Source organism: Cupriavidus sp. 05N40, assembly GCF_056397305.1.
Map to the genome: position 1 here is coordinate 1 of NZ_JBFTND010000448.1, position 925 is coordinate 925.

2 protein-coding genes are annotated in these 925 nt (G+C 60.8%); both read right to left on the minus strand.

All coding sequences use genetic code 11. The features are described from left to right. Positions 1-79 precede the first annotated feature (79 nt). Positions 80-394: a hypothetical protein gene (locus AC1DO7_RS41375; protein ID WP_441615947.1), complete on the minus strand. Its 315-nt coding sequence runs from the start codon at positions 392-394 to the stop codon at positions 80-82. A gap of 39 nt (positions 395-433) precedes the next feature. Beyond that, positions 434-925: phospholipase D family nuclease (locus AC1DO7_RS41380; protein WP_477117588.1), on the minus strand; the 492-nt coding region annotated here is incomplete at its 5' end.

Below are 925 nucleotides of genomic sequence, written 5' to 3' on the forward strand. Positions count from 1 at the left end.
TGAAATCAGGCTGAGGGCGGCGATGGCGGCGATGGCGGCGATGGCGGCGATGGCCGCGTGCCTGTAGCCGGGCAGTTTCTCAGTTTCCGCCGCGTTGGGAAATGAGGTCTATGCCCTTGGTCATGGCGTCGATGATGGCTACGGCCGATTCCGCGCCCATCGCCACGACGATATGGCCGCCRCCAGACGGAATGATCCTGATGCTCAGTAGCCTGTCTCCAGCCTGGAACTCTTCGATGGCCCGCGTGACGGCAGATTCAAAGCCGATTGAGACGCTGGGGTCATCGATGCGACCAGCAGACCAGGCGAACCTGTTGTTCAGGCTCACGCCGATCAGAAGCCGCTCTCTGGCCGGCAGGTGTTTAATTTCGGTGAACGCTTCGAACACATTCATCAGTCTTGTTCCTCATGATTTCCGGTGTGCGGGTGCCGGTCAGCGCGCGGGATAGGGCTTCCCGAGATCCCAGCGCGACTGCCAGTGCGCGATGTACTGGCGCGAAACCTCCGGCATGTCTCGAATGACGACCACATTTTCGGAGTTGGCCGTCTCGGCGGACGGCGCGAAATTGAAAGAGCCCGTTTCTACCGTATTGCCGTCGACGATGATCGTCTTGTCGTGATGGATGTGGAAATGGTCGTTGGTCCGCAGTTCCACACCATTGCGGGTCACGAAGTCCATGGCCGCATTGCTGACTTTGCCCAGGTTGCGCTTCTTGTCGATCACCACGCGCACATCCACGCCGCGATTCCTGGCATCGACCAGCGCCTGCATGATGTCGGGGGCCTGGAACGCGTAGGCGAGCATCTGGATGCTGCGCTTCGCGCTACCGATCGTCTCCAGCACCAGCATCCGCGCCGAGCCTTCCGGAGAGAAGCCGACCTGAATGCTGGGTTCGGCATGGGAAAGGGATGGACTGCCGAGCAG